The sequence below is a fragment of the Hymenobacter sp. 15J16-1T3B genome, from assembly GCF_020711235.1.
In the GTDB taxonomy this organism is placed as follows: Bacteria; Bacteroidota; Bacteroidia; order Cytophagales; family Hymenobacteraceae; genus Solirubrum.
In genome coordinates this window covers 107,499-132,942 of the sequence record NZ_JAJFAV010000016.1, presented here as the reverse complement: position 1 = coordinate 132,942, position 25,444 = coordinate 107,499, and the positions used below count along the sequence as shown (strand labels likewise).

General features: G+C 63.4%; 24 protein-coding genes, 1 tRNA gene and 1 riboswitch. Of the genes, 9 read left to right on the top strand and 16 right to left on the bottom strand.

The window, feature by feature from the left end; genetic code table 11:
- Positions 1 to 2 precede the first annotated feature (2 nt).
- Both rnpA and rpmH read right to left on the bottom strand, forming a co-directional pair.
- The gene (rnpA, locus tag LJ737_RS22365; RefSeq protein ID WP_227768982.1) at positions 3 to 446 is read right to left on the bottom strand and encodes a ribonuclease P protein component; all 444 of its coding nucleotides are present in this window, start codon (positions 444 to 446) and stop codon (positions 3 to 5) included.
- Positions 447 to 511: 65 nt separating this feature from the next.
- Positions 512 to 670: a 50S ribosomal protein L34 gene (rpmH, locus tag LJ737_RS22360; RefSeq protein ID WP_078014902.1), complete on the bottom strand. Its 159-nt coding sequence runs from the start codon at positions 668 to 670 to the stop codon at positions 512 to 514.
- Between the two features lie 166 nt (positions 671 to 836).
- On the opposite strand from rpmH, the gene LJ737_RS22355 reads away from it, so the two are divergent.
- Together LJ737_RS22355 and LJ737_RS22350 are read left to right on the top strand one after the other, a co-directional pair.
- A complete protein-coding gene (locus LJ737_RS22355) occupies positions 837 to 2,573 on the top strand; it encodes a M61 family metallopeptidase (protein WP_227768981.1) in 1,737 nt (578 codons plus the stop codon).
- Between the two features lie 29 nt (positions 2,574 to 2,602).
- Complete coding sequence (locus LJ737_RS22350) at positions 2,603 to 3,448, top strand: hypothetical protein (RefSeq protein WP_227768980.1); 846 nt, start codon at positions 2,603 to 2,605, stop codon at positions 3,446 to 3,448.
- Between the two features lie 136 nt (positions 3,449 to 3,584).
- Here LJ737_RS22350 and LJ737_RS22345 read toward each other — a convergent pair whose 3' ends face one another.
- The 3 genes from LJ737_RS22345 to LJ737_RS22335 form a co-directional block, all read right to left on the bottom strand.
- On the bottom strand, positions 3,585 to 3,872 hold the full coding sequence (locus tag LJ737_RS22345; RefSeq protein ID WP_227768979.1) for a hypothetical protein: 288 nt from the start codon (positions 3,870 to 3,872) through the stop codon (positions 3,585 to 3,587).
- Between the two features lie 62 nt (positions 3,873 to 3,934).
- Positions 3,935 to 4,858, bottom strand: a complete 924-nt coding sequence (locus LJ737_RS22340) for a PfkB family carbohydrate kinase (RefSeq protein WP_227768978.1) — start codon at positions 4,856 to 4,858, stop codon at positions 3,935 to 3,937.
- Positions 4,859 to 4,959: 101 nt separating this feature from the next.
- Positions 4,960 to 5,033 (bottom strand) — tRNA-His (locus LJ737_RS22335).
- A 153-nt stretch (positions 5,034 to 5,186) separates the two neighbouring features.
- Here LJ737_RS22335 and LJ737_RS22330 point away from each other — a divergent pair.
- Complete coding sequence (locus LJ737_RS22330; RefSeq protein ID WP_227768977.1) at positions 5,187 to 6,632, top strand: DEAD/DEAH box helicase; 1,446 nt, start codon at positions 5,187 to 5,189, stop codon at positions 6,630 to 6,632.
- Positions 6,633 to 6,868: 236 nt separating this feature from the next.
- Here the strand turns inward: LJ737_RS22330 and LJ737_RS22325 are convergent, their stop codons facing one another.
- The 4 genes from LJ737_RS22325 to LJ737_RS22310 all read right to left on the bottom strand — a co-directional run bounded on the left by LJ737_RS22325 (position 6,869) and on the right by LJ737_RS22310 (position 9,779).
- Positions 6,869 to 7,345, bottom strand: a complete 477-nt coding sequence (locus LJ737_RS22325; protein ID WP_227768976.1) for a hypothetical protein — start codon at positions 7,343 to 7,345, stop codon at positions 6,869 to 6,871.
- Between the two features lie 81 nt (positions 7,346 to 7,426).
- Positions 7,427 to 8,104, bottom strand: a complete 678-nt coding sequence (gene upp, locus LJ737_RS22320; protein ID WP_227768975.1) for a uracil phosphoribosyltransferase — start codon at positions 8,102 to 8,104, stop codon at positions 7,427 to 7,429.
- A complete protein-coding gene (locus tag LJ737_RS27200) occupies positions 8,080 to 9,030 on the bottom strand; it encodes a GNAT family N-acetyltransferase (protein ID WP_227768974.1) in 951 nt (316 codons plus the stop codon). Before LJ737_RS27200 ends, upp begins: the two co-directional genes overlap by 25 nt.
- A 200-nt stretch (positions 9,031 to 9,230) precedes the next feature.
- Positions 9,231 to 9,779: a YceI family protein gene (locus tag LJ737_RS22310; protein ID WP_227768973.1), complete on the bottom strand. Its 549-nt coding sequence runs from the start codon at positions 9,777 to 9,779 to the stop codon at positions 9,231 to 9,233.
- Between the two features lie 177 nt (positions 9,780 to 9,956).
- Here LJ737_RS22310 and LJ737_RS22305 point away from each other — a divergent pair, with 177 nt between their 5' ends.
- Positions 9,957 to 10,298, top strand: coding sequence for a winged helix-turn-helix transcriptional regulator (locus LJ737_RS22305; protein ID WP_227768972.1), 342 nt, complete (start codon positions 9,957 to 9,959; stop codon positions 10,296 to 10,298).
- A gap of 78 nt (positions 10,299 to 10,376) precedes the next feature.
- Here the strand turns inward: LJ737_RS22305 and LJ737_RS22300 are convergent, their stop codons facing one another.
- From LJ737_RS22300 to dxs, 4 genes are all read right to left on the bottom strand, one after another.
- Positions 10,377 to 11,966: an Ig-like domain-containing protein gene (locus LJ737_RS22300; protein WP_227768971.1), complete on the bottom strand. Its 1,590-nt coding sequence runs from the start codon at positions 11,964 to 11,966 to the stop codon at positions 10,377 to 10,379.
- Positions 11,963 to 12,562 carry an Ig-like domain-containing protein gene (locus tag LJ737_RS22295; protein ID WP_227768970.1) on the bottom strand — a complete coding sequence of 200 codons (600 nt, stop codon included), beginning with the start codon at positions 12,560 to 12,562 and terminating at the stop codon, positions 11,963 to 11,965. The genes LJ737_RS22300 and LJ737_RS22295 overlap by 4 nt, the downstream gene beginning before the upstream one ends.
- Positions 12,563 to 12,906: 344 nt before the next feature.
- Entirely contained in the window at positions 12,907 to 13,611 is a 705-nt protein-coding gene (locus tag LJ737_RS22290) for an SGNH/GDSL hydrolase family protein (RefSeq protein ID WP_227768969.1), read from the bottom strand.
- A 341-nt stretch (positions 13,612 to 13,952) separates the two neighbouring features.
- Positions 13,953 to 15,896: a 1-deoxy-D-xylulose-5-phosphate synthase gene (gene dxs, locus LJ737_RS22285; RefSeq protein ID WP_227768968.1), complete on the bottom strand. Its 1,944-nt coding sequence runs from the start codon at positions 15,894 to 15,896 to the stop codon at positions 13,953 to 13,955.
- Between the two features lie 307 nt (positions 15,897 to 16,203).
- Here dxs and LJ737_RS22280 point away from each other — a divergent pair, with 307 nt between their 5' ends.
- Entirely contained in the window at positions 16,204 to 17,280 is a 1,077-nt protein-coding gene (locus tag LJ737_RS22280) for a lysylphosphatidylglycerol synthase transmembrane domain-containing protein (protein ID WP_227768967.1), read from the top strand.
- Positions 17,281 to 17,575: 295 nt separating this feature from the next.
- Here LJ737_RS22280 and LJ737_RS22275 read toward each other — a convergent pair whose 3' ends face one another.
- The gene (locus LJ737_RS22275; RefSeq protein ID WP_227768966.1) at positions 17,576 to 17,995 is read right to left on the bottom strand and encodes a lipocalin family protein; all 420 of its coding nucleotides are present in this window, start codon (positions 17,993 to 17,995) and stop codon (positions 17,576 to 17,578) included.
- 204 nt (positions 17,996 to 18,199) lie between these two features.
- On the opposite strand from LJ737_RS22275, the gene LJ737_RS22270 reads away from it, so the two are divergent.
- The 4 genes from LJ737_RS22270 to LJ737_RS22255 all read left to right on the top strand — a co-directional run bounded on the left by LJ737_RS22270 (position 18,200) and on the right by LJ737_RS22255 (position 23,282).
- Entirely contained in the window at positions 18,200 to 18,514 is a 315-nt protein-coding gene (locus LJ737_RS22270) for a LysM peptidoglycan-binding domain-containing protein (RefSeq protein WP_227768965.1), read from the top strand.
- Between the two features lie 250 nt (positions 18,515 to 18,764).
- Positions 18,765 to 18,886, top strand: a riboswitch (SAM riboswitch).
- 373 nt (positions 18,887 to 19,259) lie between these two features.
- Complete coding sequence (locus tag LJ737_RS22265; RefSeq protein WP_227768964.1) at positions 19,260 to 20,648, top strand: O-acetylhomoserine aminocarboxypropyltransferase/cysteine synthase family protein; 1,389 nt, start codon at positions 19,260 to 19,262, stop codon at positions 20,646 to 20,648.
- Positions 20,649 to 21,001: 353 nt separating this feature from the next.
- Positions 21,002 to 22,033: a homoserine O-acetyltransferase family protein gene (locus tag LJ737_RS22260; RefSeq protein WP_227768963.1), complete on the top strand. Its 1,032-nt coding sequence runs from the start codon at positions 21,002 to 21,004 to the stop codon at positions 22,031 to 22,033.
- The gene (locus LJ737_RS22255) at positions 22,011 to 23,282 is read left to right on the top strand and encodes a homoserine dehydrogenase (RefSeq protein WP_227768962.1); all 1,272 of its coding nucleotides are present in this window, start codon (positions 22,011 to 22,013) and stop codon (positions 23,280 to 23,282) included. The genes LJ737_RS22260 and LJ737_RS22255 overlap by 23 nt, the downstream gene beginning before the upstream one ends.
- A gap of 105 nt (positions 23,283 to 23,387) precedes the next feature.
- Here the strand turns inward: LJ737_RS22255 and LJ737_RS22250 are convergent, their stop codons facing one another.
- Together LJ737_RS22250 and LJ737_RS22245 are read right to left on the bottom strand one after the other, a co-directional pair.
- Positions 23,388 to 24,608: an alpha/beta hydrolase gene (locus LJ737_RS22250; protein ID WP_227768961.1), complete on the bottom strand. Its 1,221-nt coding sequence runs from the start codon at positions 24,606 to 24,608 to the stop codon at positions 23,388 to 23,390.
- Positions 24,609 to 24,829: 221 nt separating this feature from the next.
- A complete protein-coding gene (locus tag LJ737_RS22245; RefSeq protein WP_227768960.1) occupies positions 24,830 to 25,402 on the bottom strand; it encodes a hypothetical protein in 573 nt (190 codons plus the stop codon).
- Between the last annotated feature and the right edge of the window lie 42 nt (positions 25,403 to 25,444).

Below are 25,444 nucleotides of genomic sequence, written 5' to 3'. Positions count from 1 at the left end.
ACTTATACCGCAGAAGGAGTTGCGCTGTTCGGCGCAGCTTCCGGCCCGGCATTGTGTAGCAAACGCGCTAGCCCTGAAATTAATTTATTCTGCACGACGGTGAAAGGCTTTTTTTCCTTCCCCGTGTAGATAATAGCCAGCTGCCCCACGCGGTGCCCGCCCGGGTGCTCGGTGAGCCGGTGCTTGTTGAGGCGGTAGGCCTCGCGCACGAGGCGCTTGAGGTAGTTGCGGTCGACGGCCCGCTTGAAGGTGCGCTTCGACACGCTGACGAGCACCTGCGGGGGCGTAGTGGTGGGCTCCGCAAGCGGCAGCCACACCATACGCAGGGGGTACAAACCAAAAGAAGAGCCCTGGCCGAAAAGCTCAGTGATGAGCTTTTTACGGCACAGATGCTCTTCTTTCGAAAACGTGTAAGCGCGCGCGCCCGGCATGAAAACTCGGGGCACAGCTGTGGATGTTGCCGAACCGATAGGTCAATCGGCGTCAGCAAGCCAGCCGTGCGACGGGGCTGTTAGCGCTTGTGTTTGTGCTCGTCCGAAACGGTGAGCTTTTTGCGACCTTTTTTGCGGCGAGCGGCGAGTACGCGGCGGCCGTTGGCAGATTCCATGCGCAGACGGAAGCCGTGCTTGTTACGGCGCTTGCGCTGAGAAGGCTGAAACGTTCTTTTCATGACGGGGCACGGTTATGTAAGGCCGGCAAAGGTAAGGACTTATATCTACAAAGGCAATTGCTAATTCGAGCAAGCCGAAGAAAGTTGCACCACGGCAACTGCTTACCCATCAGGCTGGCTATTTCCGCCGTAGCTTTGCTACGCCGATTGACCCGTGCCGCGCTGTATGATTCACTACTACGTCTCGTTTGCCAACCCGCTTACGTTTTACCTGCAAGTGCAATTGCAGCTCTCCGTGCCCGCCGAGGCCACGGAGCCGCTGGAGCTGCAACTGCCCGCCTGGCGCCCGGGACGCTACGAACTGCAGAATTTCGGCCAGAAAATCCAGCGCGTCGAGGCTTTCGACGCCGATTCGGATGCGGTGCTGCCCCTGCAGAAGCTGACCAAAGACCGGTGGCAAATCGAGGGCGCGGCGGGCCGCACGGTCCGGGTACAGTACAATTTTTACGCGCACCAGATGGACGCCGGCGGCTCCTGGCTCGACGAGTCGCAACTGTACCTGAACGGCATTCAGTGCTTCATGTACGCAGAGGGCCGCCGCTCGGAGCCTTGCCAGCTGCATTTGGCTTTGCCGGAGGACTGGCAGATTGCTTGCGGGATGAAAGAGGTGGGCAAGCACGTGCTGGAAGCGGCCAGCTACGACCAGCTGGTGGATTCGCCGCTGATTGCTTCCCCCACCCTGCAGCACGCCGAATACGAAGCCGGCGGCCTGCCCTTTCACGTGTGGGTGCAGGGCTCGGAAGCGCGGCCCAACTGGCCGGTTATCGTGCGCGACTTCAAAGCCTTCAGCGAGGAGCAGCTGCGGCTGTTCGGCGGCTTTCCGGCCCAGGATTATCACTTCCTGAACCAGATCCTGCCCTACAAGCACTACCACGGCGTGGAACACCTAAACTCTACCGTGGTGACACTGGGTCCGGCGGAGTTGCTGATGACCGAAGGCTTGTACAAGGAATTCCTGGGCGTAAGCTGCCACGAGTTGTTTCACGTCTGGAACATCAAGGCCATTCGCCCGGCTGAGATGCAGCCCTACGATTACACCCGCGAGAACTACTTCCGTACCTGCTTCGTGGCCGAGGGCATCACCACCTACTACGGCGAGTACTTGCTGGCCCGCGCCAATGTGCGCTCGGCCAGTCAGTACTTCGACGAGCTGAACATTGTGCTGCGCAAGCACTACGACGACCACGGCCGCTACAACCTCTCGGTGGCCGACGCGAGCATGGACCTCTGGCTCGACGGCTACAAGCCCGGCGTCCCCGACCGCAAGGTGTCGGTGTACCACAAGGGCGCCCTGGTGGCCCTGCTGCTCGATCTGCACATCCGCCGCCGGCACAACCATGCGCGCAGCCTCGACGACGTGATGCGGCGCCTCTGGCAGGAATTCGGGCAGACCGGCATCGGCTACACCGAGGACGACTACCGCCGCATCGTGGAGGACGTGGCCGGCGAAGACATGCGCTGGTACTTCGACGAGCACATTTACGGCACGGCGGAGCTGGAAACGCCGCTCGACGAGGCCTTGCACACGGTAGGCTGCGCGCTGATGATTCAGCCCAGCGGCTCGGCGTCGGAGAGCCTGTTTGGCTTCCGCACGGTGGTGAAGAACGAGCGCACCGAAGTCACCGACATCTACCCCAACTCACCCGCCGCGCGCTGCCTGACGGTCGACGACCAGATTGTGGCCGTCAACGGCCGGCGCGTCGACATGAACCTGCAAACCTTGCTCTCTACGGGGCAACCGGCGTACGACATCAGCGTATTCCGCCAAGACCGCCTGCTCACCGTTTCGCTGCCCGCGGAGCCCGGCCGGCGGTTCTGGGCCAAGCTCACCGTGGACAAGCGCCCCGACGCCACGCCGGCCGAACAAGCCGGCTTCCGCCAGTGGCTAAACCAGGCCTTTTAGTCCGTTTCGCCACTCCCCTGCTTACTCGTATGTCCCCGCTCCGTCCGCTGCCGGCCCCGCTCGTATTGGGGGGCTTGTGCTTGCTGACTTCCTGCACCCTGCGCATGCAGCCGGCGGAGCGTGCCCGCCCGGGCGTGTCGTTGCCGCCCACCCTGCTGCCGGCCCAAGCGCAGGTGCCCACGGGTGCGGCCCGGAAGCGCCCGCTGCCCCCGCCTTCCCCGTACCGCTACAGTTACCTCGACACGCTGATGGTCGGCGAGCGGGTAGTGCGGCTTTACCCCGGCTCCCGGGATGTGTTCGAGCAGCTGCCGGTGCAGGAGTGGCTGCTTAGCCAAGCGGCTGACGAAGGCGACGAGCTGGACCCCGAAGCCGAGGAACGGCGGCGCCTGCGCAAAGCCACCACGGCCCAACGCGCCGGCCGTACGCTGGCGTTGCGCTGTCAGAACGGCAAAGCCGTGCGCCTCGTCAACAACCCCACGGAGAACTACGACACGAGCGTGCTCTACGAGTACGTGGCCACGCTGCCGCGCATTCACCACTGGCTAGTGGCGGTGCGGCTCTACGAGGGCGGCTATTACCTGTTGATTGACCAGAAAACCGGCCGGCAAACGGTGGTGTGGAGCCCCCCGTCCGTTTCGCCCGACGGGAGCTACTTCGTCTGCGGCTCCTCCGATGTGCTGGCCCGCTACGAGCCCAGCGGCCTGCAGGTGTGGAGCATGAAATCGGGCCGCCCGCAGCTGCTTTGGGAGCGGCAAACGGAGTGGGGCGTAAGCCAGCCGCGCTGGCTGAACAACCATACCATTCTATTTGAGCAGGACTTTATCCACAACGGCGACGTGGACACCCGCGTGATGCGCCTGACGCTGCCCGACTAGGTAGCCTTAGCCGTCATTGCGGCGAGGCCCACGGCAGCATCAGCCGTCTGTGGATAGGGCTTGGAGACTTGACATCAAAAAGCCCCGCCGGACAAGTCCAGCGGGGCTTTTCTATTCATCAGTCAGGGCCTTAAGGCTAGTCAGCTTTACGGCCGGGGCCTTTCTGGCTGCTGTCCACCGACATGGGGTGGTTGCCTTGCGGATTGCTGCGCGGCTTGTTGGAGGCGTTCGAGCGAATTTCGCTGTTGTTGCCACCGGCCGCGTTGTTGCGGGTCTGGTTGCCTTCTTCCGAAATCTGGTTGCGGCTTACGTTCTGCACCTTGGTGCCGCCGCTGTTCGAAGAAGGTACTTTGCTGTTTTCCAGGTTCGAGGAGCCCGGAATCAGCTCCTGGTTCTTGTTATGTTTGCTTTGGCTCTGTGACATGGCTCGGGTGCGTTGTGGGGAAACGATACCTCTTTTACCCCCGCACCAGCTGTCGGGTTGCCTTAGGCCAGCACTTCTTCCACGCGCACCAGGTCGCCGAACTGCTTTTCGCGCTCCTGAATGTCCTCCTGGGTGAGGTTCAGCAGGCGTTCGGTGCCGAATTTTTCCACGCAGAACGAGGCCATGGCCGAGCCGTGAATCACGGCGCGCTTTAAGTTCTCGAACGAGCAGTCGTCGGTGGCGGCGATGTGGCCGATGAAGCCGCCCGCGAAGGTGTCGCCGGCGCCGGTCGGGTCGAATACTTCCTCCAGCGGTAGGGCTGGGCAGAAGAACACCTGCTTTTTGTGGAAGAGCAGGGCGCCGTGCTCCCCTTTCTTGATGATGAGGAACTTAGGCCCCAGGGCCAGGATCTTGCGCGCCGCCTTCACCAGTGAGTATTCACCGCTGAGTTGGCGGGCTTCCTCATCGTTGATGCTGAGCACGTCCACCATCTGAATGGTCTCGAGCAGTTCGGCCAGGGCCACGTCCATCCAGAAGTTCATCGTATCCATCACGATGAGCTTGGGGCGGTTTACCAAGCGCTGAATCACCAAGCGCTGAATCTGCGGGGTGAGGTTGCCCAGCATCAGGTACTTGCAATCCTGGTAGGAATCGGGAATGACCGGGTCGAAGTCGGCCAGCACGTTCAGCTCGGTGGCCAGGGTCTCGCGCGAGTTGAGGTCGGTGTTGTATTTGCCGGCCCAGAAGAAGGATTTCTCGCCCTGCTTGATCTGCAGGCCTTCCACGTCCACGCCGTGCTCCTGCAGCAACATGATGTCCTTGTCGTGGAAATCGTCGCCGACTACCGACACGATTTTGACGGGCTTGACGGAGTAGGAAGCGGCCAGCGAGGCAAACGTGGCGGCGCCGCCTACGATTTTGTCGGTTTTGCCGAAGGGCGTTTCGATGGCGTCGAAGGCCACGGTACCGATTACGACCAAGCTCATAGCAGAAGAATCAGGGGTTGCGAGGAAAGTCTCAAGTTGCGGGGATTAACCCCATTTGGCAAAAAAAAGTCCCCGGAGCGAAAGTTCCGGGGACCTGAGAGGGTAAGTAATGGGGCTCGAACCCACGACCTTCGGAATCACAATCCGACGCTCTAACCAGCTGAGCTATACCTACCGTGTTGGTTTAGGATGGCAAAAGTAGAGTAAGCTGCGGTTTTTGCCAAATCTAGGCCCGCATTTTTTTCGTCAAAAAGCCGGCGGCGGGGCTAGTTGCCTGAGCCTGCCGGCCTTTCGCCGTACCTTTGCGGGGCACTAGCTGCTGACTGATATGACTGAACCGACCCCTGACCACGCTTCCCTGCCCCTATCGTTCGACGACTTCAAGCTGAACAAGCAACTGCTGAACGCCGTGGCCGAAGCCGGGTTTGAGCGGCCCACGCCGGTGCAGCAGCAGGCTATTCCGCTGCTGCTGGCCGGCCACGACCTGCTCGGCGTGGCCCAGACGGGCACCGGCAAAACCGCGGCCTTCGGCCTGCCGCTGCTTATGAAGGTGAAGTACGCCCAGGGCCAGCACCCGCGGGCCCTGATTCTGGCCCCGACCCGGGAGCTGATTCTGCAGATCGAAACGCACCTGAAGAAGCTGGCCGTCTACACCGACCTGCGCATCGTGGCCGTGTACGGCGGCGTGGGTGTGAAGACGCACTCCGACGCCGTGCTCAAGGGCGTGGACGTGCTGCTGGCCACGCCGGGCCGCCTGATGGAGCTGTATTCCCGCGGCGACCTGCTGCTGAAGGAAATCAAAACGTTAGTGCTCGACGAAGCCGACAAGATGATGGACATGGGCTTTATGCCCCAGATCCGCCGCTTGCTCGAAATCCTGCCGCGTAAGCGCCAAAACATGCTGTTTTCGGCCACCATGCCGGCCAAAGTGGAAGAGCTGAGCGGGGAGTTCCTGGAGTTTCCGGTGAAAATCGAGGTGACGCCGCCGGCGGCCCCGGCTTCGACGGTGGCCCAGACGCTGTACCAAGTGCCCAACTTCCTGACCAAAATTCACCTGCTAGAGCATCTGGTGAAGGGGCAGCAGGAGACGTTCAACCGCGTCATCATCTTCGCCCGCTCCAAGGAAACGGCCGACAACATCCACCACTTCCTGCAGCGCAAAATCGACAGCGAGGCACGGGTGATTCACGGCAACAAGGACCAGAACACCCGCCTGAACTCCATGAATGCCTTCCGCGAGGGCAACGTGCGCTTCCTGGTAGCCACCGACGTGGCCGCCCGGGGCATCGACGTGCCGGCTGTAAGCCACGTCATTAACTTCGACGTGCCGGTCATCTACGACGACTACGTGCACCGTATCGGCCGCACTGGCCGGGCCGAGCTGACGGGGGCCGCCATTACCTTCGCCACGCCAGCCGAAATGCCCCACGTGCAGCGCATCGAGGAGCTGATGAAGCAGCCGATTCCGCAGCAGGACATTCCGGCCGAGGTTAAAATCAGCGAGACGCCCTTCGAGGAAGCGCAGAAAATGGCCCGCGAACTGGATGCCCTGCGCCGCAAGGAAGACCCCGACTTCAAGGGCGCCTTCCACGAAAAGCAGGAATGGCTGAAAACGGGCGTCACCGTGGACAAGCGCACCGGCAAAACCTACGACGGCCCGCAGCGCAGCAAGAAAGGCAGCAAGGTGAACCCGTCGAAGGGCCGCGCCTCGTCGCCGACGGCCAAGGCCGCGAAAGCCGCCGCGGCCAAGAACCGCAACGCCCGCCGCAAGTAAAACGCCAAAAGCCCGTCATCCTCATCTGGCGTACGCACAGCGAAGGACCTTCCTAAAGCCCCGCACCGCCACGGCCTAAGAGCAGACGCTTTTTTAGTAACGCCGAAGCGCAGCCCCCACGGCCCAGACGTCTGGGCCGTGGGGGCTGCGCTTCATCGTTGGTGCAGGATATGAGGAAGGTCCTTCGCTGTGCGTACGCCAGATGAGGATGACCTTTTTTTCTAAGCCTGTAACGCTCAGTGCGCGCCGTGGTGAAACAGGTGGCTGAAGCGGATGGCCAAAAACGCGCCGGCGGCGCCCCACAGCAGCGCGCTCCAGAACATATGTAGCAGAATATGCTGGCGCTTCACGCCCAGCAGCGTGGCAATGACGGCCCCGCCGATGGGCGTAAACAGAATGGGCGTCAGGAAGGCAATGCCGCCGATGCCGAAGCGGCTGAAGATGCGCACGATCTGACGGCTGCGGCGGGTGAAAATGGGCTGGTGGCGCAAGCGGCGGCGGCGCTGCAGGTGCGCCACAAAGGCCCGGCCCACCCCCGTAAACACCACAATGCTGGTCATCATGCCGGCTACCGTCAGGGCCCAAATGGCCAGAAACGGCAAGCCCGCGGCTGCGCCGGCCAGCGGGCCACCAAAAAACTTCACCATGCTGAGCAGGAAGACGGACGCGTATTTCACCACGTGCGGCATCATGAGCAAGGAAGCGTTAGGCATTTCGGGCAAAGCAAAAGCGGCATAACCGGTATACCCGGCGGCGCGGCGGCAGGTTCCCGGCAAGTTGATTAGCGCAGCCGGTTACAGCTTGCTACCGTAGGCCAAATCCCCCGCGTCGCCCAGGCCGGGCACAATATACGCGTGTTCGTTGAGGTGGTCGTCGAGGGCAGCCAGCCAGAGCTGGGCTTCGGGCACTTCCTGCATCACGTGCTGCACGCCCTCGGGCGAGGCAATGACGGCGGCAATGTGCACCTGCCGCGGCCGGCCGAAGCGCAGCATGGCCCGGTACGTGAGGGCCAAGGACTTGCCGGTGGCCAGCATGGGGTCGGCCAGGATGAGCACGCGGCCGTTCAGATCCGGTGCTGAGAGGTAATCAACCTGCACTTCCACCCGCGAGGTGGCCTCGATGCGGTAGGCCGCCACGAAGGCCGAGGGCGACTGGTCGAAGTAGTTCAGGAAGCCTTGGTGAAAGGGCAGGCCGGCGCGCAGCACGGTGGCCAGCACCGGAAAGTCCTCCAGCAGTTCGCCCGTCGACTCGGCCAGCGGGGTCTGCACGGTCTTGTGGGTGTAATCCAGGTGGGAGCTGATGCGGTAAGCAATGATTTCGCCCAAGCGCTGCAGGTTGCGGCGGAAGCGCAGCGAATCGCGCTGCACGGTCACGTCGCGAAGCTCGGCGAGGAAATGGTTGGCAATGCTGGGCTCGGCGCACACAATGTGTACGCGGCCGCTTTGGGTCAGCGCATCCAGGTCAGGTACCACGGGCGGGTGGTTTGGGTGAGGGAATAGTACGGCACTGGCCGCGCCCCGAAATTGGCGAAAAACCGCGCAATACTCGGAATCATGCCGCCTTCGAAGTCCAAGACCAACCCGGGCGTGCCCGCGTGGCGGCGGATGGCTTCGTCGAGCAGCAGCAGCGGGGCCGCCGCTTTCTTGCCGGCCGGCGTGGCGCCGGCAAAGAGGTAGACGAGCCGGTTGCGGTAGCGAATAAACAGCGCACCGGCCAGCAACTCGGCCGTGCCGGTGGCGTGTGCGTGCACCAGCAACGGCTGCCCCTGGCTCTGCAACGAGTCGTAGAGGTGCTGCAGCCGCCGGTAATACGCCGGTTGCATACCCCCTACTTCGCCCCCTTTTTCGCGCTGAAACAAGCTGATCAGCGGCGCCAGGTCGGCTGCGTCGGTGAGCAGCACGCCGGCCTTTTCGCGCTGCTGCCGCAGCCGGCGGCGGTAATCGGCGCAGTAGCCGGCGTGCAGGCTTTCGTAGCTCTGGTCGAGCGGCAACTGGTAGGTCAGGCGCTCGGCCGCTTGCCAACCGGCGGGCAGCACCGCCGGCGCCGGGTTGCCGTCGTTCAGCTGCAGGTGAAGGCGGGCAAAGCGGCCCTTAAGCAGCCCCAGATACTCCCCTGCTTCGCGGTGCCGACTGCCGGCGGTGGTCAGCAGGCCGAGTTGCTGGGTGAAGGGCGGCTGCAGGGCTTCGCGGCCCCACAACCGGCGCTGCGTGGGCACGGGCAGCAAGCTCAGGTAGCGGCCGGTGACCGGGTCGGTTTCCACTACGGCGTCAAAACCGCCCGCATTCGTGTGTTCCAGCCAACCCGCTTGGGCGTAGGGCACCACTTGCGCGGCCGCGGCCACGCACTCATCCCAGGCGCCGCGGTCGATGAGCGAGTGGGTGAGGTAGCGGAGTGGCACGCTGGCAAAGGTAGCAGCGCGGCCCGCGCGGCCACAAAAAAAGCCACCCGGGGCGGGTGGCTTTTCCAGCGGGTTGGGGCAGATCCAAACCGCAACAGAGGTCGGCAACGCGAACTTTTCTCCCAGACGGACCGGGCCTGCAAGGGCACCGCAGCTCGTCCGAACTCCCCCATTCGCATTGCCGAAGGGGCACGCAGCGCTTAAGCGGCTACTTCTTCTTTCACTTTGGCAAACTGCACGCTGGCCAGCAGCTTCACGTCGTCGCTCACCACGATGGCGCCGGCTTCGGTGATGCCGTTCCAGGTCAGGCCAAACTCCTTGCGACTGATTTTGCCGCTCACTTCGAAGCCGGCTTTTTCGTTGCCGTAGAAGTCGGTGGCGGTGCCGCCGTACTCCACGTCGAAGCTCACCGGGCGCGTCACATCGCGGATGGTCATGTTGCCCTCCAGCTTGTACTCACCCTCGCTCACCTTGCGCAGGCTGGTCGACTCGAACACCAGCTTGGGGTGCTGCTCGGCGTGGAAGAAGTCGGCCGACTTCAGGTGCTGGTCGCGCTGCTCCTGGTTGGTGTCGATGCTGTCGATATCGGCCGAGAAACGCACGCGGGCCGACTCAAACGAGTCGCCGTCGGTTTCCACAGTGCCCTCGAACTTCTTGAACGAGCCCGTTACGGTCGAAATCACGAGGTGCTTGATTTTGAACTGCACTTCGCTGTGGGTGGGGTCTAGGACCCATTTGGTAGTGGCCATAGTAGTAGGCTGGTTTAGGTGCCGGCCCGGCCGGCGGGTTGGTTTCTACGGGTGTGGCTGCCTGATTACGCTGGCAACAGGACAAAGGTACAAACCTATGTACGTACATTTGTTGTAACTAACCTGGGAGTTACCGGTTACTTCCCCGAAACCGCCACCGCGTACCTTGTCCTAACTATGTCAACGGCCACTCAAACCTGCAATGCCTATCTGCGCCCCCTACGCGACGCCATGGACGTACTCGGCGGCAAATGGAAGATTCCCATCATCATGCTGCTCTCCATCAAGGAGCGGCGTTTCAAGGAAATCCAGCGCGAAATCGGGGTGACGGCCAAGGTGCTTTCCGCCGAGCTGAAGGACCTGGAAAGCCACGAGTTGGTGCGCCGCACGGTGTACGATACAGTGCCCATTTCGGTGGAATACGCCCTGACCGACTACGGCCGCACCCTGGAGCGCGTCATTGGCGAAATCCGCGAGTGGGGCGTGCATCACCGGGAACGGATTCTGGAGCGCGCCTAAGGCCCCGCTCAGCCTAAAAAAACAGGCCAGGCCGCGGTACGAGCGGGCCTGGCCTGGCAAGCAACTGCGTGGTTGCGGCTATCGGTGGCTTAGCTTCAGCACCTGCTGCTGCGTGCCCTGCTGCACCAATAGGTAGTACACGCCCGCGGGCAATGCGGCCGCCTGGGGCAATTCGAGGTGTTGCGGGCCGGCGGCAACGGGCAGAGTCACGCGCAGCACCGTTTGCCCGAGCAGGTCACGCAGCAGCACTGTGGCGTGGCCAGCCGTCAAGGCATCAAACGTTACCGTAACCGTCTGGTCGTAGGGGTTCGGATAAGCGGCGGCCGTAGCGGCCCGGGCGGCCACCGGCACGCTCACGGCGCGGATTGGCGAGTAGCTGGCCCGACCGTCCTCGTCAACCTGCTGCAGGCGGTAGTACACCGTGGCCGCCGACGCGCGGGTCAGAGCCGCATCCTGAAACCGGTAGTTCGTTTCGCTGAGCGTGGTGCCGGTGCCGGTCACGCGCCCGGCCACCTCGAACCGCTCCCCGTCGAGGCTGCGCTCCACGTGGAAGTAGGCGTTGTTGCGCTCCGAGGCGGTGCGCCAGGTCAGCTCCGGCGTTGCTCTTCGCCACGTGGCGTCGAAATGCACCAGCTCCACCGGCAGGGTCTGGTTTTGCCCGAACGTGGAAATTAGGGCCGTTGCCGTGTTCGAGCAGCCGTTGGCAGTGGTGCCGGTAGCCCGGTACTCGGTCGTGCCCGGCGCGGGCGTTACCGTGACGGAAGCGCCCGTTTGGCCGACGAGCGTGGTGGTCGTGCCGCCGCTGGTGGCCGTCCACACGTAGCTGTTCGTGGTGCTGCCGCTGGCCGTGAGCGTGATGGTATTGCCGCTGACCACCGTGGCCGACGCCGGCGACACCACCACGGCGGGGTTGACCGTGACGGTGGAAGACAGCGTTTGCGTCCCACAGCCCGTGCTGACGTCCACGTTGTACGTGGTGGTGGCATCCGGTGAAACACTCAGGGAAGCCGAGGTCGACAGCACCGAGGCGCGGCTGGTGGTGTACCACGCGTAGGAGGCGTTCGAAATATTGGAAGTGGCCGTGAGCGTGGCGGAAGTACCAGCGCAAATCGTCGAACTGGGGCTCACCGAATTGGAAGCGGCCGACACCTTGTTCACGGTCACGTCGGCCGTGGCCGAGCCGCAGCCGGTAGACAGGCGCACGCGGAGTTGCTCGGCGGCCGTGGTCGTGCCCGCTTCGAAGATGTAGGCGGCGTTGGTGGCGCCGGCAATAGCCGTTTCCGAGGTCGTTTGGCCCTGCGTCGTGAGCGTGTACCACTGGTAAGTAGCCCCTGGGTTGTTGCTGCTGGCCTGCAGCGTGACCGAGCTGCCGGTGCAGACGGTGGGCGCGTTCGGGGAAATGGCCACCGTGGGGGCACCGGTGCTGACCGTGGCTGTTTGCTGCAGCGTAGTGCCGCAGTCGTTGGTTGCGGCTTCCACGCGGTACGTGGTCGTCGAGGTCAGGTTGGGCGTGACGAAACTGGAACTGGTGGCGTTGGGGGTGGTGAAGAGCAGCGCGTTGGTCGCGTTGTTGTACCAGTTGAAGGTGGCTGCGCTGCCCGAGTAGGTGGCGGTAATGGTAGTGGACGTGCCCGAGCAAATGGTAGCGGCGGCCGGAGCCAGCGTCAACGCATTAACAGGGGCACCACCAACCGCTGGCTGCTGGCCCCGCAGGCGGCGGTGCTGGTGCTGACGGAGAATTCCGTCGTTTGGGTCAGGTTGGTCCGCGTGATAGTGTTACCCGTTTCGGGCTGCAGCACGCCGTTTTGGTACCAGCTGTAGGTGCCGCTGCTAGAGCCGGCGGCCGTGAGCGTAGTGGACCCGCCGGTGCAGACGCTGGCCACGGAGGACGACAGGGTCAATGCGGGGTTCAGCGCAAACGTAATCTGGGAGTTCTTAGAATTATTGCAAGCAATGACGCTCTGCAGGGTAAAGTTGGTGAGCGTACTGGCGCTGAGCGTAAAGGTGTACGCCACGTTGTTGCGTACTTCCCGGTCCGTGAATACCCGGCTGCTGATCAGCGCCCCGTCACTTTGACGAAACACGTTGATAGTACTCGGCGACTCGGGCGTGACGGTAATGGAGGCGAAGCCGGGAGTGACTGGGCAGTAGGTGGCAGTAACCGGGCCGGATCCGTTGTTGATGTTAACGGTGCCGGTGCCGGAGCCTGAAGGATACACCAGCGCGTACTGCCCCGAACATTGGGCCCAAGCCTGGGTGGACACGAATAAGAGGGCAAGCCCAATCAGGCTTGTCAAAGTGTAAGTTTGTTTCATCTGTTTTCAAAGCTGCGGGTTGAACAAAAGGAGCATGTATTAGACCCACAAGGTATAATAGTAGACCATACCTTTATTAACATCAATCAATAAATTATCAATGCATATGTCATTTAATAGCTTTTTAGGCATACTTTGCCCATTATAATACAATAAAAATAAAATCATATATTAACATGCAACAAATGATATAATTGTAACTATTACAATCCAACACAAAATCGTCACAATAACTATAATACAAATTTCGCTCATCAATAACCCGGGGCGAGCCGCTTACCGATCCTTTAGTATCAGAGCAGCAGTCTTTGCATGACGGGCAGAGCCCGCGTGGCCCACTGCCGCATCTGTGCGCCGGAATAGTGCAGACCATCGGTAGCAAATTGCGTGGGGTCTTGGGCCCCACGCGTCAGGTCGGTGATGTCTACAAAGGCTACGCCAGCCGTACGGCATTCTTCCTGCGCAGCGGCGTTGAATTGGTCGATTTCGCGGCTGATGCGCGCCCGGTCGTAGCTCCGCCCCGCGGGCGACTGGCCCCAGTCCGGAATCGACAGCACCAATACCCGCCCGGGGCGGCCCGCAGCAAAGCGCACGGCCGTTTGAAGCAGCTGCCGAAACTCGGTGCGGTACTGCGCCAGCGGCAGGCCCCGGTATTGGTTGTTCACCCCGATCAGCAATGACACCAGTTCGTAGGATTTCTGGTTGCCCGAAGCGGCAATGGCCTGCTGCAGCTCAGCCGTGGTCCAGCCGGTCTGGGCAATGATATCAGGACGCTGAATCTGCCCGCCGCTCAGGTCGGCCAGCAGCACCGGCCACCGGTCCACTTCGGGCACGCCTTGTCCGATGGTATAAGAGTCGCCGAGGGCTAGGTAGCTGGCGCCAGCGCCGCTGGGGGTGGGCCCAGGCGGCGGTGCTTGTGCGGGTACCGGCGTGGATTGGGTGCAGCTCCAGTTGAATAGCAGGCACAGAAGCAGTGGAAACAGCAGCGGCAGGCGCATCAGGTCAGTGGAAGGTGGGCTCTGACGTACGCAGGAAGAAGGCAGCGCAGATTGTCTAGCACATTCATCCGCTGTGTTCGGTCCCCGCCTTGATTCCTTATCAGTCCTTGCTACCAGTTGCTGTGGCGTGCCGGCAAAACTTCAACCCCAGGCGCACGGAGTTGCCTTGCTCTTGGCAGTTCCCCCTGATGCTGACCGGTGCAAAACGCTGCTGCCGGGGCGTCTGCGGAAACACCGTGCGGTCAGCGTGCTGTCCGGCGGTGGTGAGAGGCTAATCCCAGCCTACGCAAAAAAGCACCAGCCGAAGCCGGTGCTTTTCAGGATCTTGCTTGGCACGGAAGTTACCGCAGCAGCTTGCTCGTGCGGGCGTCCGTCACCTTGGCCTGCATGTCGCGCACGGCCTGGGCAATGCCGGCCGCGTCGTAGCCGCATTCCTTGTACAGCTCGTCCTGGGAGCCGTGCTCCACCACGCGGTCGGGGATGCCGAGGCGCTTAACGGGCAAGGAGTAGCCGTGGTCGGCCATAAACTCCAGCACGGCAGCGCCAAAACCGCCCGGTAGGCAGCCGTCTTCCACCGTCACCACAGCCTTGTAGCGGCTGAATACCTGGTGCAACAGCTCCTCGTCCAAGGGCTTGCAGAAGCGCAGGTCGTAGTGGCCCGTGTCGAGGCCTTCGGTGAGCAGCTGCTGGGTGGCGCGCACGGCGTAGTTGCCGATGTGGCCGATGCTGAGAATGGCTACGTCGCCCTCGCCCTCGCGCACGGTGCGGCCGGTGCCCACGGCAATGCGCTGCAGCGGCTTGCGCCACTCCGGCATCACGCCCTCGCCGCGGGGGTAGCGGATGGTGAAGGGGCCGGCATTTTCGGGCAGCGTGGCCGTGTACATCAGGTTGCGCAACTCCTCCTCGTTCATGGGCGAAGCCACGACCATGTTGGGCACGCAGCGCATGTACGCCAGGTCGTAGGCGCCGTGGTGGGTAGCGCCGTCGGCCCCGGCAAAGCCGGCGCGGTCGAGGCAGAACACCACGTGCAGGTTCTGCAGGGCCACGTCGTGCACGACTTGGTCGTAGGCCCGCTGCATAAACGACGAGTAGATGTTGCAGAACGGCACCAAGCCCTGCGTGGCCAGGCCCGCGGAGAAGGTCACGGCGTGCTGCTCGGCAATGCCCACGTCGAAGGCGCGGTCGGGCATGGCCTTCATCATGATGTTCAGCGAGCAGCCCGAGGGCATGGCCGGCGTCACGCCCATGATTTTCGGGTTCTGCTCGGCCAACTCCACCATCGTGTGGCCGAACACATCCTGGTACTTGGGCGGCTGGGGCTTGTCGGGGACCTTCTTGTAAATCTCCCCGGTGATTTTGTCGAACAGCCCCGGCGCGTGCCACAGCGTCTGGTCTTTTTCGGCCAGCGCGTAGCCCTTGCCCTTGGTGGTGACGCAGTGCAGCAGCTTGGGCCCGGGAATCGACTTCAGATCCTTCAGAATGGCGGCCAAATGCTGCACGTCGTGCCCGTCGACGGGGCCGAAGTAGCGGAACTTGAGCGACTCGAACAGGTTGCTCTGCTTCATCAAGGTCGCCTTCATGGCCGACTCGACTTTGCTGGCAATGGCCTGCGGGTTAGGCCCGAACTTCGAGAGCTTGCCGAGCACGTTCCACAATTCGTCGCGCACGCGGTTGTAGGTGCGCGAGGTGGTGATGTCGGTGAGGTATTCCTTGAGCGCGCCCACGTTGGGGTCGATGCTCATGCAGTTGTCGTTGAGGATGACCAGCAAGTTGGTGTTGGCCACGCCGGCGTGGTTTAGGGCCTCGAAGGCCATGCCCGCGGTCATGGCCCCGTCGCCGATGACGGCAATGTGCTGCCGCTCCAGCTCGCCCTTGTAGTCGGACGCCACGGCCATGCCCAGCGCCGCGCCGATGCTGGTGCTGCTGTGGCCCACGCCGAAAGCGTCGTACTCGCTTTCCGAGCGTTTCGGGAAGCCCGACAGCCCGCCGTACTTGCGGTTGGTGTGAAACTGATTGCGACGGCCGGTCAGGATTTTGTGGCCGTAGGCCTGGTGTCCCACGTCCCACACCAGCTGGTCGTAGGGCGTGTTGAACACGTAGTGCAGAGCTACCGTCAGCTCCACCACGCCCAGCGAGGCACCGAAGTGCCCGCCGTAGATGGATACGGTATCGATAATGTACTGCCGCAGTTCCTGGCTGACTTGGACCAGCTCGTCTTCGCGCAACTCTTTCAGGTCGGCGGGCGAATTTATCGCCGCCAGCAGGGGTCCAGGTTCGACAATCATCGGGGTGTAATTACGGCAGCGAGTGGGAGTAGTCGGCTAACCTGCTTAACAGCCAGATTGTTGCGGGGGCTCAACTATGAGGCGCAGGCTAGCGGGCAAAGGTACGATATTTTCAGCCCGGCGGTTCGCCGCGGTTTGGAGCCGGGCCGTTGGCGGAACTGCCTCATTTGCAGCTCGTGCGGTGGCCGTGGCGTCCAGCCGGCTCCGCGGGCCCCAGCGCCTGGGCTACTTGCGGGTGAAAACCATTTTTTAATTACCCACCGCGGCTCCCCTCCGTACTTTTGCCTGTCACCAACTTCCCCACCGCATGAGTACCACCCAGCAGGACCGCCAGCTGCTCGACAAACTCTCGCCTTCGCGCATGCTGCTGCCGGTGGTCATCGGGCTCGGGGTGGTGGGCTTTATGTTCTGGCGCAGCTACCAGCCCGGCGACTTGGCCGCGCTCCGCGACGCCAAGCCCCTGTGGCTGCTCATCACCTTGCTGGTGCTGCTGGCCCGCGACTTTGGCTACATGTACCGCATCCGCCACATCGCGGAAAAGAAGCTGTCGTGGAAGCAGAGCGTCGACGTGATTATGATCTGGGAATTTGCCTCCTGCCTGCTGCCGTCGGCGGTGGGCGGCACGGCCATTGCCTCGCTGCTGCTCAACAAAGAGGGTATTCCGCTTGGCAAGTCGCTGGCCTACATCATGGTCACGGCCATGCTCGACAACCTGTATTTCGTGGTGGCCGGCCCGCTGGTGTGGTTGCTGGCCGGCGACTATATCTTCCCCCACGAAACCCTGGGCTCGGGGGGCTTGGTCACCACGCTGAAGGTGGCGTTCTGGGTCAGCTACGTGTTTACCATGGCCTATTCGGGGCTGATGGCCTACGCGCTGTTCATCAATCCGCACTCGGTCAAGCGTTTTCTGGTGCGTATGTTCTCGCTGAAGGGCCTGCACCGCTGGCGGCGCCGGGCCTACCACCACGGCCTGGAAATGGTGCACGCCTCGGCCGAGCTGCGCGGCAACAGCTTCCGCTACTGGGCCGAAGCCGCCCTGAGCACCGCCTTCGTCTGGACGGCCCGCTACCTCGTTATCGGCTGCCTGATTGCGGCGTTTATCGACGTGTCGTGGGGCTCGTTCGGTACCATCTTCGCCCGCAATCTGGTCTACAAAGTCGTGCTGCTGGTGGCCATTACGCCGGGCGGAGCGGGCTTTGCCGAGGGCGCCTTTCCCACGTTCTTCCGCTCCTTCGCCGGCTCAGATACCATGACCAACTTCATCCTGCTGCTCTACCGCATCGTCACCTACTACCTCTACCTCGTGCTCGGCACCATCTTCCTGCCGCGCTGGGTGGGCCGGGTATTCGGCAAGCAGGCGGTGAAGGAGGTAATGACGCTGTAATCGGAGTTTAGGAAATCGGTCCAATCATCCATAAGCCCAAGCGAATGACCTTCCTTCCCCTGCACCGCCGCTATCAACGACGCGTAGCAGCTTTCTGTAAGAGCGTAAAAATGTAGAAGCGCAGCCACCAACGCCCTGGTATTGGGCGTTGGTGGCTGCGCTTCTTAGCCGGTGCGGGGTACGAGAAAGGTCTCTTTGCGGCGCGTACGCCAGATGAGGTGAAGGGCTACTGAGCTCAACAACAAGCCCCGCCGGCTAGTCCGGCGGGGCTTGTTGCCAATAACAGACGGGACAATTAGTCGGCTTCGAGCTGCAGCTCGGCGCCCTCGGGGCTGCGCAGCGTCAGGCGGTCATCGGTGAGGGTAGCCACGTCGAAGGTGTTGGCCATGTTGCCGTTGTCGGGCGTCATGGTAATCTTCTTGCCGGCCTGGTCAAAGGTGTATTTGCCGTTGATCGACTCGGTGGGCGAGGACATGACGTACTGGCCGTTGGCGAAAAAGCGGATTTCCTCCTGCTTCTGCTCGGCGGTCTGCTTGACCTTGTCGCCCGAGGCATCTTCCTCTTTGTGGGTTTTCCACACTTTGCTATCGGTGCCGTAGAGCATGTTGGCGCCCTCGACCTTGCCTTCCTTGCTGCCGCAAGCGTAGGTAATCATGGTGAGCAGCATCAGCAGGCTGGCCAAGTAGTGCAGCGGAGTGTTGAATGGACGTTTCATGGAGCGTGTCTGGAATTAAGGGGGATGGAACATGGGCGCAGCCGGACGGCCCCGTGGAGCTAGCAACTGCTGCGGCGTTTCTTACGGGCACTCGGCCAAAGGGTTAAGCTGCAACATTGCCGATACGCACCGCGTAGAGCAGGGCAAACCAACCGACCCGTTGGTTTCCGATTCCTTTCCCCACACCTCAACCAAGACACGACCATGGGACTCTTTGATTTCCTGAGCGATAAGGGCGAAAAAAAGCCCGTACAACCCACGCAACCGCAAACCGGTAGCGCTACCGATTTCTTTGGCAACAAAGCCCAGCCGGCTGCCGGGCAGCCCGCGGCCCAACCGGCCGCTACCCAGGGCGACTCGTACACCGTGGTAAGCGGTGATTCGCTGTCGAAAATTGCCAAGCACCACTACGGCGACGCCTCCAAGTGGCACCAGATTTACGACGCCAACAAATCCACCATTGGCTCCAACCCCGACCACATCGAGGTGGGCCAAGTGCTGCAGCTGCCCAAGCTGTAAGCACCCTTCGCCTCTGACACTGTAACCGCGCCGGTCCGACCCCGGCGCGGTTTTTTTATGTCCACCGCCGGCTCCCCGGTGCTGGTCTGCGACTCACGCAGCCACCTTTGGCTGACGTATAATCGGGCACGGCGCGGCCGGCAGAGCGGTTTTTGTTGCCGGCAAAAAAACTTTTTGCTCGATTTGCGTTTTACATAACCGGCGCTACCTTTGTGCCGCTCGTGCTTCCGGCGCGGGTTCTTTTTTGACGCATTTATTCCGAAGAGGCGAGAGACTAGGCTCCGTGACCCTCTGGCAACCACCGGCAACGCACAGGCCGGCAGGTGCCAAATCCTGCCCCGCTGACCATTTCAGAAAGGGGAAAAATAAACCGCGTGCCATGAGCCACTACCCCCTCACATCCGACCATCAGTTGTCACCGCTTTCCGCAGCGGCGCCCGCTACCGGCTTGACCGTAGCCGCCCCCGCCGCCGAAAGCGCCCGAATGCGCCCGCAGCAGATGCGCGGCGCCCTGATGTGTTGTTGCTGTTGTTGGTAGTGCGCCCGGCGGGCCGCTGATGCCCGCCCCCACCCTTCCTCGCTTTCTTGTTTGCCGCCCGGCTGCCGGGTGGCGCGTGGCTTAGCCGCACCCGTTTGGAGCTGCTCCGGGTGCTGCGCGGCTGCTTCGGCTCACGCGGCATTTGGGCCGGCGTGTGGCCTCTCCGCATCGATTTCGACATCCACAACCCTCTTTCTCGGCCTCATTATGTCCACGCAGAACCTGCACTTCGAAACCCTGCAACTCCACGCCGGCCAGCAGCCCGACCCCACCACCGGGGCCCGCGCCGTACCAATTTACCAGACGTCGTCCTACGTTTTCAAAAGCGCGGAGCATGGCGCTAACCTGTTTGCGCTGAAGGAGTTCGGCAACATCTACACCCGCTTGATGAACCCGACCACCGACGTGTTCGAGCAGCGCATTGCGGCGCTGGAAGGCGGTGTGGCAGCCCTGGCCACGGCTTCGGGGCAGGCGGCCCAGTTCATTGCCCTGAACAACATCCTGCAGGCCGGCGACAACTTCGTCTCGACTTCGTTTCTCTACGGGGGCACCTACAACCAATTCAAGGTTGCGTTCAAACGCCTGGGCATCGAGGTGCGCTTCGCCGACGGCGACAACCCGGAGAGCTTCGAGAGCCTGATTGACGAAAACACCAAGGCACTGTACCTGGAAACCATCGGCAACCCCGGCTTCAATATTCCTGATTTCGAGGCCATTGCCGCCATTGCCAACAAGTACGATATTCCGCTGGTGGTCGACAACACCTTCGGGGCGGGCGGCTACCTGTTCCGGCCCCTGGAGCACGGCGCGCACATCGTGGTGGCTTCGGCCACGAAGTGGATCGGCGGGCACGGCACCTCCATCGGCGGCGTGATTGTGGACGGCGGCACCTACGACTTCGGCAACGGCAAGTACCCGCAGTTTACGGAGCCCTCGGAAGGCTACCACGGGCTGGTGTTCAACGACGTATTTGGCAAGAACGGACCCTTCGGCAACATTGCCTTCATCATCCGCGCCCGGGTGGAGGGCCTGCGCGACTTCGGCCCGTCGCTGAGCCCGTTCAACAGCTTCCTGCTGCTGCAGGGCCTGGAAACGCTGAGCCTGCGCGTGGACCGCACGGTAGAAAACGCGCTGAAAATTGCCGAGTGGCTGGAGGCGCATCCGCAGGTGGAAGCCGTGAACTACCCCGGTTTGAAAAGCAGCCCCTACCACGGCCTAGCCACCAAATACCTCAAGCGCGGCTTCGGCGGCGTGCTCACTTTCGCCATCAAGGGCTCGAAGGACACGGCCACGCAGTTTATCGATAACCTGCAGCTGATCAGCCACCTGGCCAACGTGGGCGACGCCAAAACGCTCATCATTCAACCCTCGGCCACCACCCACCAGCAGCTCTCGGACGAGGAGCAGCGCGCCGCCGGCGTAACGCCCACGCTGCTGCGCATTTCGGTGGGCCTGGAGCACCTCGACGACATCAAAGCCGACCTGCAGCGCGCCTTCGATGCGGTGCGCGAATCGGCTGACCGCGACACCACGGAGGACGAAACGCCCATCCTCGTGGAGCAACAAGCCGGGCACCCCGCTACGCTGGAAGTTTAACAGGGAGGGAACCTGCGGAAGCCGGCCCGCTGCCATGGAACCGGCTTCCCGTCCAGCTTGCGGGGCGCGGGCGCGGTGTTTCGGGAGAAAGCACCACGCCCCACGCCACGGCCTCTTTGCTTTCCGGCCCCTTCCCATCCGCGGAAGGGGCCGGAGGCAAAGAATAATCGGCTTGCCACCGGCCAATTCGGTTGGCGCGGCTCGAAGGCGAAAAGCGCCCGGCCAGCCAATGAAGGCGTCTTGTGACGTTTCGCCCAACCGCCCGGCGGCAGTTTTATCACGATTTCAACGCCCCCATTAAGCCCTAATCTTTCGGCGGTCCTGCGGGGCCGGCGGGGGTGGGGCCCACGGCTATGAACAACCCCCAAGTGCTGAGCCTGGAGCAGCCGCTGCCGCTGGAGCGTGGCGGGCAGCTCGACGGCGTGCAGATTGCCTACCACACCTACGGCACGCTCAACGACGCCCGCGACAACGTCGTCTGGGTGTGCCACGCGCTGACGGCCAATTCCGACGTGCTGGGCTGGTGGCCGGGCCTGTTCGGCGCGGGCGACTATTTCGACCCGGCCGACTGGTTTATCGTGTGCGCCAACGTGCTCGGCTCCTGCTACGGCAGCACCGGCCCGCTCACGCCGGCGGGCCCGCGCCACAAGCCGCTGTACGCCGCTTTCCCGCGCCTGACGGTGCGCGACTTGGTGGCGGCCCACGAGCAGCTGCGCCAGCAGTTGGGCCTCACCAAGATTCACACCGTCATCGGCGGCTCCTTGGGCGGGCAGCAGGCGGTGGAGTGGGCCATTGAGCAGCCGGCAGTATTTGAGCACCTCGTGCTGCTGGCCACCAACGCCCAACATTCGCCCTGGGGCATTGCCTTCAACGAAGCCCAGCGCCTAGCCATTCAGGCCGACTGCACCTACGCCGGCGGCGGGCCCGAGGGCGGGCAGCTCGGCCTGCGGGCGGCCCGGGCCATGGCCCTGCTCAGCTACCGCAGCTACGACGCCTACGGCCGCAGCCAGGCCGAGGCCGACGACGAGCTGCCCGCCTTTTTCCGGGCCAGCTCCTACCAGCAGTACCAGGGCGACAAGCTCACGGCCCGCTTCAACGCCTACAGCTACGTCACGCTCTCGCACATCATGGACTCGCACCACGTGGGCCGGGGGCGCGGCGGGGTGGCGGCGGCCCTGGCGCGGGTGCAGGCCCGCACGCTGGTGCTCGGCATCACCTCCGACGTGCTGTTTCCGCCCGCCGAGCAACAGCTACTGGCCCGGCACATTCCCGGGGCTATGTACGCCGAAATGGAGTCGGGTTACGGCCACGACGGCTTCCTGATCGAAACCGCGCAGATAGCGCATTTCCTCGAACGTTTTTATGTCCAAACCTTCGCCCACTAATGCCCCGCTGCGCATCGGCCTGATTGGCTTCGGCTGCGTGGGGCAGGGCCTCTACGATATTCTGCAGCGCCACCCCGAGGCGGGCTTCACGGTGGCGCGCATTGCGGTGAAAAACCCCACCAAGCGGCGCCCCCTGCCCGCCGAGCGGTTTGAGTTTCACGCCGACGAGCTGCTGGCCGACCCTGCGCTGGATGTGCTGGTGGAAGTTATCGACGACGCCGACGAAGCCTTTCGGCTGGTGAGCCTGGCCCTGCGCCAAGGCCGGCGCGTGGTGACGGCCAACAAGGCCATGGTGGCCCGCCACCTGCCCGAGCTGATTGCGTTGCAGCGCGAATTCGGCGGCACCCTGCTCTACGAAGCGGCCGTGTGCGGCAGCATTCCGGTCATCCGCACCATCGACTCCTACTTCGCCCAAGAGCCTCTGCTGCAAGTCAGCGGCATCTTCAATGGCTCCTCGAACTACGTGCTGACGCGCATGCGCGAGGACCATTCCGACTACGCCGAAGCGCTGGCCGAAGCCCAGGCCCAGGGTTTTGCCGAAACCGACCCCACGCTGGACATGGCCGCCTTCGATCCGCGCTCCAAGGCCGTCATCCTCGCCGCCCACGCCTGCGGCCTGCTGCTGAACCCCGACGACGTGCTCAACCTGGGCATCGAAAACGTGTCGTCGGCCGATATCCGCTACGCGGCGGAGCGGGGCAAAAAGCTCAAGGTGGTGGCCAGCTTGCAGCCTTTGCCCGGGGGCGGCGCCACGGTGTACGTGACGCCCCAGCTCGTCGAGGCCGATTCGCCGCTGTACGCCGTGGAGCGCGAATTCAACGGCGTGGTGGTCGAAGCCGAGTTTGCCGGGCAGCACTTCTGGCGGGGCCGCGGCGCGGGCGGCCACCCCACCGGCTCGGCTGTGCTGGCCGATTTGGTAGCCCTGCGCCACGGCTTTCGCTACGCCTACGCCAAGCTCGCATCGGGCCCGACTGCGGCAACCGACGCGCCCGAGTTGGAGCTGGAAGTGTACCTACGCTCGGCGCCGGCCGAATTACGCCGCGCCCTGGGCCTGAAGGATGTGTCGGAGCAGCTCAGCGCCCCGGGCTTCACCTACGACTACGCCGTGGGTTACGTGCGCCTAAGCCAGCTGCACCGCTACCGCGACGCGCTGCGGGCGGGCGGGACCTTCGTGGCCCGCACCGGGCGCGTGCGGCACGCAGCCGCAGCGCAGCCCGCACCGCTGGAAGCGGCTTTGGCAGTCAGCTGATAACCGAGTTTGGTCACGTCCAGTACCACTTGTCCTTTGACTGCGTAGCCTTTTGATACAGCTGGAAAGCAAAACGGACGGCCTGATTGGCCGTCCGTTTTGCTGTTACTGAAACAGCACGCGCTGGGCGGGTAAGCCGTCGGTTCGGAGCAGGTACGTCCCGGGGCGCAAGGCGCCGCGCGGCACGGCCATGCGCGGCTGGTCCCAGGTAAAGCGCCGTACGACCCGGCCCGTGGCGTCGAGCAGCTCTGCGGCCCGCGGACGGAACGGGGCTGCGGTGCCAGCTTGCAGGTAGAATACGTCCCCGTCGGCGGGCACCGGGAATACTTGGGGAGCTTCGCTGAGGCGGCGGCTGGCCGCTCTCAGCACCGTGCCGGGCTGCCGCAACAAGGGCCGCAGAAAGTCGCGCACGGTCTGAAACGTGGTATCGGCGTAGGCCGTGGCGGCGGCGCTGGTGCCGTTGTAGGGCACGTGCGGGGCACCGCGCAGCGTGCGCAGCACGTTCGAAATGCCCACCGCGTCGGCGCGGGGCTTGAGCACGCCGCTGCCGTAAATGCGGGGCGAAAACGACTGCCCGAACGCCCGCCCGATGTTGTAGGGCACAGTGGCATCGGCGGTGCCGTGCACGCTGCACAGGGGCACGTTGCCGGGCTCCAGCCACGCGAGGCTGCCCACCGCGCCGCAGAGGTTGATGACGGCGGCTATCTGACTGCTGTAGCCCGGGTTGCCGCTGGTGCCTTCCAGCGTGCCCAGCTGCGCCAAGTCGACGTAGGCGGGCACTTCAGCGGGTTTGTCGAGATAGCCGAGCTGCAGAGCCATAAACGCACCCGCCGACGAGCCGCCCGCAAATACGTAGCTCGGGTGGATGCGGTACTGGCGTGCGGTGGCCGCGTCGCGCCGGAAAAAGCGCACGGCGGCGCGCATATCCTGGGAGGCGCGGATGGAGGCGCGCCCGATGTTGGCGCTATCGAACGGGAAGAAGCCCAGCCGGTAGTCGATGCTGGCCGTGACGTAGCCCAATTGGGCCAACCGCGTGCAGATGGCCGTCATGAACTGGTCGTCGCGGTTGCCGGTGGCGAAGGCGCCTTCGTGGGCCATGATGACCAGCGGCCGGCGGCGCACGGTGTCGCCGGTGGGCTCGTAGAGGTCGAGCAGCAGGTTTTGGGTGGTGCCGGCAATGTTGGTGGCCGAGCCGAAAGCCACGCCGCGGGTGACGGTGACCTGCGCGAACAGCGGGCGGCGGTAGCGGCCGCCGGTGGTGTCAATCTGGGCCCAGGCCGTCTGCAGCAACAGCAGGCCCAGGACGGTGAGTAGCAGGTGTTTCATCGGTACTAAACGTGGGATGACATTCTAGCTGCTTACGCAAATCGGCGCGGGCAGGGCACCGCGAAGATGCAGATGTGCCCCTAATGTTTTCGTCGGACTCGTTCAGCCCGCTCACGCAGCTAGCAGAAATCAGCCAACGCATTGCGGGCTGCCGGCTTACGCAAGGCCGGCTCGCTGCCCGCTTGCCGCTCACCGTTTCACCTCGCCTTCCCCAATCTTGTTTACGGCCGGCGCACGAGCCGCAGGGTATCCGCTCCCAGGCGCAGCACCAGCTGCTGCGGCGACGCGGCCAGCACGCCGAAGGTTTTGCGCGTGCCCGGCGCGTAAGGCTGATACGACTGGGGCACCAGTTGCACGCGAAAAACCGCGGACACGGCGGGCCACGCCTGCTGCCAGCGGCGCCAGCCGATGCCGGTAATTTCAACGGTCTGGGGCGCTGTATTTGGCGCTAGCGGCAGCTCCGCGTAGCCCCGAGCATCGGTCGGGACGGCAGCTACCACGGCGCCAGCTGCGTTGCGTGCCAGTACCGTGAGGCCATCCAGCGGCTCGAGCGGCCCTGACCCAGTGCGGGCGCTGACGAAAAACTGCAGGCGGCCGTCGGTGGCCGGCAGCGGCGTGCACGCCGCGCGGGACTGCGTGGTATCGGCCTGGCCGCTCAACCGTAACTCCAGGTGGCGGCCGCGCAGGCGGTAGGTGCCGCTACCCTCACGGCTCATACTCTCGTCGTCGGTGTGGTGGAAGTAGCGGATGTGGCCGTCGGGGTACACCACCAGCTCCCGGCTGGTGAAGAGCATGGTGTTGGGACGCCTTTCGAGGTAAGCGCCGGGAGCCAAGAC

Excerpts from the sequence above, each read along its gene's own strand:
- rpmH (WP_078014902.1), bottom strand. The coding sequence starts at position 670 with ATGAAAAGAACGTTTCAGCCTTCTCAGCGCAAGCGCCGTAACAAGCAC.
- LJ737_RS22355 (WP_227768981.1), top strand. The coding sequence starts at position 837 with ATGATTCACTACTACGTCTCGTTTGCCAACCCGCTTACGTTTTACCTG.
- LJ737_RS22350 (WP_227768980.1), top strand. The coding sequence starts at position 2,603 with ATGTCCCCGCTCCGTCCGCTGCCGGCCCCGCTCGTATTGGGGGGCTTG.
- LJ737_RS22345 (WP_227768979.1), bottom strand. The coding sequence starts at position 3,872 with ATGTCACAGAGCCAAAGCAAACATAACAAGAACCAGGAGCTGATTCCG.
- LJ737_RS22340 (WP_227768978.1), bottom strand. The coding sequence starts at position 4,858 with ATGAGCTTGGTCGTAATCGGTACCGTGGCCTTCGACGCCATCGAAACG.
- LJ737_RS22330 (WP_227768977.1), top strand. The coding sequence starts at position 5,187 with ATGACTGAACCGACCCCTGACCACGCTTCCCTGCCCCTATCGTTCGAC.
- LJ737_RS22325 (WP_227768976.1), bottom strand. The coding sequence starts at position 7,345 with ATGCCTAACGCTTCCTTGCTCATGATGCCGCACGTGGTGAAATACGCG.
- LJ737_RS22310 (WP_227768973.1), bottom strand. The coding sequence starts at position 9,779 with ATGGCCACTACCAAATGGGTCCTAGACCCCACCCACAGCGAAGTGCAG.
- LJ737_RS22305 (WP_227768972.1), top strand. The coding sequence starts at position 9,957 with ATGTCAACGGCCACTCAAACCTGCAATGCCTATCTGCGCCCCCTACGC.
- LJ737_RS22290 (WP_227768969.1), bottom strand. The coding sequence starts at position 13,611 with ATGCGCCTGCCGCTGCTGTTTCCACTGCTTCTGTGCCTGCTATTCAAC.
- dxs (WP_227768968.1), bottom strand. The coding sequence starts at position 15,896 with ATGATTGTCGAACCTGGACCCCTGCTGGCGGCGATAAATTCGCCCGCC.
- LJ737_RS22280 (WP_227768967.1), top strand. The coding sequence starts at position 16,204 with ATGAGTACCACCCAGCAGGACCGCCAGCTGCTCGACAAACTCTCGCCT.
- LJ737_RS22275 (WP_227768966.1), bottom strand. The coding sequence starts at position 17,995 with ATGAAACGTCCATTCAACACTCCGCTGCACTACTTGGCCAGCCTGCTG.
- LJ737_RS22270 (WP_227768965.1), top strand. The coding sequence starts at position 18,200 with ATGGGACTCTTTGATTTCCTGAGCGATAAGGGCGAAAAAAAGCCCGTA.
- LJ737_RS22265 (WP_227768964.1), top strand. The coding sequence starts at position 19,260 with ATGTCCACGCAGAACCTGCACTTCGAAACCCTGCAACTCCACGCCGGC.
- LJ737_RS22260 (WP_227768963.1), top strand. The coding sequence starts at position 21,002 with ATGAACAACCCCCAAGTGCTGAGCCTGGAGCAGCCGCTGCCGCTGGAG.
- LJ737_RS22255 (WP_227768962.1), top strand. The coding sequence starts at position 22,011 with ATGTCCAAACCTTCGCCCACTAATGCCCCGCTGCGCATCGGCCTGATT.
- LJ737_RS22250 (WP_227768961.1), bottom strand. The coding sequence starts at position 24,608 with ATGAAACACCTGCTACTCACCGTCCTGGGCCTGCTGTTGCTGCAGACG.
- LJ737_RS22245 (WP_227768960.1), bottom strand. The coding sequence starts at position 25,402 with ATGCTCTTCACCAGCCGGGAGCTGGTGGTGTACCCCGACGGCCACATC.